This window comes from Pseudomonas sp. RGB (assembly GCF_007713445.1).
Lineage (GTDB): Bacteria > Pseudomonadota > Gammaproteobacteria > Pseudomonadales > Pseudomonadaceae > Aquipseudomonas.
This window is the reverse complement of sequence record NZ_VMSH01000008.1, coordinates 276,988-282,987: the sequence shown is the minus strand read 5'-3', so window position 1 is coordinate 282,987 and position 6,000 is coordinate 276,988. Positions and strand designations below refer to the sequence as shown.

General features: G+C 64.9%; 4 protein-coding genes. 2 read left to right on the top strand and 2 right to left on the bottom strand.

The genetic code is table 11. The features are described 5' to 3' along the window. Positions 1-131: 131 nt before the first annotated feature. Positions 132-1,040 carry a LysR family transcriptional regulator gene (locus FPT15_RS19045; protein ID WP_145163657.1) on the bottom strand — a complete coding sequence of 303 codons (909 nt, stop codon included), beginning with the start codon at positions 1,038-1,040 and terminating at the stop codon, positions 132-134. A gap of 204 nt (positions 1,041-1,244) precedes the next feature. Here FPT15_RS19045 and FPT15_RS19040 point away from each other — a divergent pair, with 204 nt between their 5' ends. Together FPT15_RS19040 and FPT15_RS19035 are read left to right on the top strand one after the other, a co-directional pair. Further along, entirely contained in the window at positions 1,245-1,643 is a 399-nt protein-coding gene (locus FPT15_RS19040) for a helix-turn-helix domain-containing protein (protein ID WP_145163655.1), read from the top strand. 58 nt (positions 1,644-1,701) lie between these two features. Beyond that, the gene (locus tag FPT15_RS19035) at positions 1,702-4,464 is read left to right on the top strand and encodes a winged helix-turn-helix domain-containing protein (RefSeq protein WP_145163653.1); all 2,763 of its coding nucleotides are present in this window, start codon (positions 1,702-1,704) and stop codon (positions 4,462-4,464) included. On the opposite strand, the gene FPT15_RS19030 is transcribed toward FPT15_RS19035, so the two are convergent. After that, complete coding sequence (locus FPT15_RS19030) at positions 4,411-5,910, bottom strand: winged helix-turn-helix domain-containing protein (RefSeq protein WP_145163651.1); 1,500 nt, start codon at positions 5,908-5,910, stop codon at positions 4,411-4,413. The genes FPT15_RS19035 and FPT15_RS19030 overlap by 54 nt on opposite strands. Positions 5,911-6,000 lie beyond the last annotated feature (90 nt).

The window sequence follows — 6,000 nt, the reverse complement described above, 5'->3', positions numbered from 1 at the left end:
GCTGGGCCGGCATTCCGGGCGTTTGCCAAAAGTGACCCGCTGTAAGAGCGGAACCGCCAGTGGCCGTGACCGCAGCAACGGATATACACCCACCCCACCCCCCCACCTGGTCGGCCCAGAGGCCGCCACGCCTAAACCACCCGCGACATATGCTCACTGATACGCGACCGCAGCCACCGCTCCGCCGGGTCATTATCATGCACCCCACTCCAAACCATCGACAACTCCGCCGCCTCAATCTCAAACGGCGGATCCTGCGCCCGTAACACCGTCCCCTCAGTCAACGCACAGGCCGCATAATCCGGCACCGTCGCAATAATCCGCGTGCCCGCCAACAACGCCCGCAACCCACTGAACTGCGGCACCGCCAACACCACCCGGCGCGCCCGGCCAATCCGCGCCAGGTCCAGGTCGATATTGCCGCTCAAATCCCCCGAAAACGACACCATCGCATGGGGCCGCTCGCAGTAATCATCCAAGGTCAGCGGCGCCTCCCCGTCATCCCCACGCAGCACCTTGCACGGAATATCGCGCAGCTTCTTGCGCTTGGCATTCGCCGGCAATTCCGTGGTGTAACTCACCCCCACCGAAATCTCCCCACTGGCCAACAACGCCGACATCAACAGGTAGTTGGCCCGACGCACCACCACGATAATCCCCGGCGCCTCCTCACGCAGTTGACTGAGCAACGGCGGAAACAACCCGAACTCCGCATCATCCGACAAACCAATACGAAACACCGCGCAGCTGGTGGAAGGGTCGAAATCCTTGGCGCGGCTGACCGCGCCGGAAATGGTGTCCATGGCCGGTTGCAACTCCTTGAGTATCGCCAGCGCCCGTGGCGTGGGCTCCATGCCCCGCCCATTGCGCAACAGCAGCGGGTCGTCGAACAAATCCCGCAAGCGCCCAAGCGCCGCACTCACCGCCGGTTGGCCCATAAAGAGCTTCTCGGCGACCCGGGTCAGGTTCTTCTCGAACATCAATGCTTCGAAAATCACCAGCAGGTTCATGTCGACGCGGCGCAAGTCGTTGCGGTTCATGGCGGCTTCCAAACGGTTTTCAGGCCGCCAGATAAGCAGAGACCGCCATGCGGCGATTGCACGCCTGTGCTGTCTTTTCCGCGCCATGACCTGGCGAAATTAACAACGATTAACTCGTCAGCCAGACGGTCCGGCGCCAAAAATGAAGCGGTCTACACTGGATCCATTCACCGGGAACGCTCCCATCGACTACGGATATTTGTCATGGCCCGACTTGAGTACTGTGCTCCGCGCTTCTCCGCGACCGGCGGCCTATGCCCCCGACGCGAGCGCATTGCCAAACAACTGATCCTTGCCAACCTCGGCGAAAGCCTGGCAATTGCCGACCTGGCGCAGGCGTGCGCGCTGTCGCGCAGCCACTTCTCCCGCGCCTTCAAGTGCACCACCGGGCTGTCGCCGCAGGAGTGGATTCGCCAACAGCGTATCCAGCGGGCCAAGGAACTGATCACCGGCTCTTCCTTGAGCCTCACGCAAATCAGCCTGGAATGCGGGTTTTGCGACCAGGCGCACTTCTGCCACATGTTCACGCGCAGCGAAGGCGTCAACCCGATGACCTGGCGAAACCACCACTTGCGTCACAAGCCGCACGTGATTGCGGCCTAGTGGTCTGTACGCACCTGGAATATGCTGGCCAAACCCTTTTTCCCGAGCATGGGCCACCATGAGTGACCTCAGCGACCAGGCCGTGCATTTCGGCCACTACTGCATCCACCCGCGCCAACGCCTGGTGCTGGAGGCCGGTCGCCCGTTGCGCCTGGGACGGCGTGCGGTGGAGATTCTGCTGATCCTGCTGGAGCAGGCCGGCAATGTGGTGAGCAAGCAGGAACTGATCGCGCGGGTCTGGCCGAAAACGGTGGTGGAAGACGGCAACCTGCGGGTGCACATGGCGGCGTTGCGCAAGGCACTCGGCGACGGCCAGGCCGGCCAGCGCTACATCGTCACCGTGGCCCAGCGCGGCTACAGTTTTGTTGCGCCACTGAGCATCGAACCGATGACGATTCCTGCCGACGGCCCGCCCCACAGCCAGGGCCATAACCTGCCACTGCGGCGCACGCGGATGATCGGTCGCCAGGCGCTGATCGATGCATTGGTGCAGCAACTGCCGCAGCAACGCTTTATCACCCTCACCGGCGCAGGCGGCATCGGCAAGACCACCGTGGCGCTGCGGGTGGCCGAATTGCTGATCGGGCATTACCGCGACGGCATTCGCCTGCTGGACCTGGCACCGCTGAGCGCGCCGTCGATGATCCTGCCCAACCTCGCCGCGCTGCTCGACCTCACGACCCAAGCGCACGAGCCGCTGCTGACCTTCGCCCGCAGCCTGCACGCGCGTCAGCTGTTACTGGTGATCGACAATTGCGAACACTTGCTCGACGACATCGCCCTGATCAGCGAAACCCTGCTGCGCCACGCGCCCCACGTGCACATCCTGGCCACCAGCCGCGAAGCGCTGCGCGCCGAAGGCGAATACGTGCAGCGCCTCGAACCGCTGGCCTGCCCGCCCGCCTCCGGCAACCGTGCCCAGGCCCTCGGCTACCCGGCGTTGCAGCTGCTGATCGAACGCGCCATGTCCCATCAAGACCGTTTTGAACTCAGCGAAGCGCAACTGCCGCTGGCCATTGATATCTGCCAGCGCCTGGACGGCATTCCCCTGGCGATCGAGTTGGTGGCGGCGCAGATCCAGCGCTTCGGCCTGCCGGGGCTGCTGGTGCAAATGGAAGACAACTTTCGCCTGCTGGTGCGTGGCCGGCGCAGCGCCCTGCCCCGCCAGCAAACCCTGCGCGCCACGCTGGACTGGAGTTTCGAGCTGCTGACGGCCTGCGAGCAGATTTGCCTGCGGCGCCTGGCCGTATTTCGTGGCGGGTTCAGCCTGACCAGCGCAGCGGCGGTGATCGCCGGGGAGCGCATCGCGCCGAACGAGGTGCTGGGCTCGATCACCCAGTTGGTGGCCAAGTCGCTGCTCAACGTCGAGGCTGGCGATGACGACGTGGTCTATCGCCTGCTCGACATCACCCGCACCTACGCGCTGGAAAAACTCAGCGTGGCCGCCGAGCTTGAGGCCACCCGCGAGCGCCACGCGGCGCGCTGCCTGGCGCTGATGGAACAGGCCCGGGAGGACTGGGAACTGATCGCGACCCAGGTGTGGATCAGCCGCTATGCCCCGCTGCGCGAAGACATTCGCGCCGCCCTCGATTGGTGCCTGGGCGAGGTGGGTGCGCACCTGTTGGGTATTCGCCTTACGGTGAGTGCGATGCCGTTGTGGCAGGAACTGTCGCTGCTGCACGAGCACGGGCTGTACGTGGGCGAGGCCCTGGCGCGGCTGGCGCAGTCAACCGCGCCGAGCCAGCGCCTGCAGATGGAATTGCAGCTGGCGCTGGGCAGTTTTTCCTACCACGCCCAGGGCAGCACGCCACAGACCATTCAAGCCTTTGCCGGCGCGCTGCGCCTGGCGCAAGCGAGCAACGACCTCACCGGCCAGCTACGGGCGGTGTCGGGCCATATGGCGGTGAATTTGTGCAGCGGCAACTACCGTGAGGCGTTGGCACAGAGCCTGCATTTCGATCAGCTCGGCCCACAATCCGAGCCCTTGCTGGACCTCAGCGCCCAGCGCCTGCGGGTGCTGGCACAACACTTTGCCGGCAACCAGGCACTGGCGCTGCACAACGCCGAACAAGTGATGCAGCGCATGGCCCACAGCGGCCATCTGAATCGGTTTACCCATGGCTTTGGCGTGCAATACGACCAGAGTGTGGCGTCGTTGACGATGCTTGCGCGCATCCTGTGGCTGCGCGGTTTTGCAGAGCGTGCCTGGCGTACCGCCAACCAGGCGCTGGAGCTGGCGCTGCAGATCAACCACGGCACCTCGATCTGCTACACGCTGGCCCTGGCCGGCGTGGTGATCGCCCGCTACAACGGCGATAGCGCTGCGGCGCGCTCGTTACTCGACCTGTTGCTGCAACAGGCACAAAAACACTCGGTGCAGTTGTTTCACACCTGGGCGCAGCACTACGCGGGCACGGCGCCGCAGGCGAATTTGCAAGGGCTGGGCCTGGTCCGGGACACACTGGTGACGTTCAACGCCATCGACTTAGATGATGAAGTGTTTGAGCGCGCCAGAAGTGGCGCGGCCGGTTGGTGCAGCGCCGAGATTCTGCGCGTGCGGGCCGAGGCGTTACCTGACCTTCACGCGCGCGAAACGCTGCTGCTGGAGGCGCTGGCCCTGGCGCATCAGCAAGGCGCGCTGGCCTGGGAGTTACGCAGCGCAATGTCGCTGGCAAGCCTATGGCAACGCCAAGGACGGCGGCAGGCGGCGCGCGACCTGTTGAACACTCTCTACAAGCAATTCAACGAAGGCTTTGCCACCCACGACCTAGTCTGCGTACGCCGCCTGCTCGACGAGTTGCAGGACAAACGGCCGGCCTGAACGGGAGCCCAGGTAATGCCCATAGCCCTTTTGCAATTGCGCGACTTGCAGCGGGTCGCGCAGCAGCGCCAGGGCGTAGCTGCGCACGCTGTTGAGCAGGCGGTAGCGCGCAGGGCCAGGGCCCGGCTCCACCGCCAGCATCGAGGTGGCCGCCAGACGCGACAGCAGGTAGGACAGGTCGGCGTGTTCCAGCTCGGTGCCTGCCACCAGCTCGCTCAAGCGCGGCAAGGTCACGGCCATTTTGAACAGCGCCAACTGCAGAAACAGCCAGCGCTGCGGCAGGCTCAGGCGCTGATACGACCAGTCCAATGCCGCGATCAGGGATTGGTGCCGTTCCACTGCCGTGCGCCGGCCACGCGTCAACACCTGCAAGCCTCTTTGCAACTGCTCGTGCACACCCCGTATGCCCAGGGCATCGACCTGGGCCGCCGCCAGTTCCAGGGCCAGGGGAATACCGTCGAGGCGCCGGCAGATGTCGCGCAGTGGCGCCAAATCCTGGGCACGCAGCACAAAACCCTGCTGACCGGCACGCACCCGTGCGACAAATAACTGGACCGCCGCAGCGGCCATCGCCTGTTCGACACCGCGCCAGGCCGAGGGCATCGGCAGCGCCAGCCTGGGCACGTGTTGCACCCATTCGCCGGGCACCTGCAACGCTTCACGACTGGTCAATACCACCGTCACCTGCGGCGCGTGTGCCTGCAGCGTGCGCACCAGGTGGCGGCAGGCGCCGAGCAACACATCGGCGCCGTCGAGTACCAGTAACAGCTGGCGCAGCGCCAACTGCTCGGCCAATACGTTGGCGCTGCCACAGGGTTGCAGGTTCAGCGTGGCGGCCAGATGAGGCAGCAGGTGGGTCGGCCCTTGCACCGTTGCCAGATCCACCCAGCACACGCCGTCGCGATAACGCGGCAACACGCGTTCAGCCAGGGCCAGGGCCACGGTGCTCTTGCCCACGCCAGCGCAACCGGTGAGCATGATCAGCCGTTGGCTGTACAAGCGCCGCACCAGTGTGCCCAACAGCTCATCACGGCCCAGCACCGGGCTGAGTCGCACGGCCAGATTGTGCCAGGGCAACGCCGATGCGGCGCTGGCCGGCGCAACAAAGCAGTAGCCACGCAAGGGTTCATTGAGGATATAGCGCTGCCCGTCCAGCGCACGGCGCAGGGCCGCGATGTGCACGCGCAGGTTGTTCTCTTCCACCACGCTGCTCGGCCAGACCCGGGCAATCAGCGTGTCTTTGCGCACAAATTGCCCAGGCGTCTCCAGCAGTACCGCGAGGATATCCAGCGCACGCCCACCCAGCGGCACCGGCAGGCCGGCCTTGCTGACCAGGCGCTGTTGGCGGTGAAAGGTGTAGGGGCCAAAGCTGACTGCGTGTGGGTTGTGCATGCGGGTCAAAGCGCTGGAACACCCGGCCTTGGGCGTTTGCGCATCCTTTTCCATGGGCCTGTGGCTATCTTGCCAGCTCGCCATGACAGGACAATGCTGGCACGGGGAGCGCCACGGCCAATCAGGTGCGCGAAACAGACATCC

Bases quoted from the DNA above. Each gene is read 5' to 3' on its own strand.
- FPT15_RS19045 (WP_145163657.1), bottom strand. From the start codon at position 1,040: ATGAACCGCAACGACTTGCGCCGCGTCGACATGAACCTGCTGGTGATT.
- FPT15_RS19040 (WP_145163655.1), top strand. From the start codon at position 1,245: ATGGCCCGACTTGAGTACTGTGCTCCGCGCTTCTCCGCGACCGGCGGC.
- FPT15_RS19030 (WP_145163651.1), bottom strand. From the start codon at position 5,910: ATGGAAAAGGATGCGCAAACGCCCAAGGCCGGGTGTTCCAGCGCTTTG.
- FPT15_RS19035 (WP_145163653.1), top strand. From the start codon at position 1,702: ATGAGTGACCTCAGCGACCAGGCCGTGCATTTCGGCCACTACTGCATC.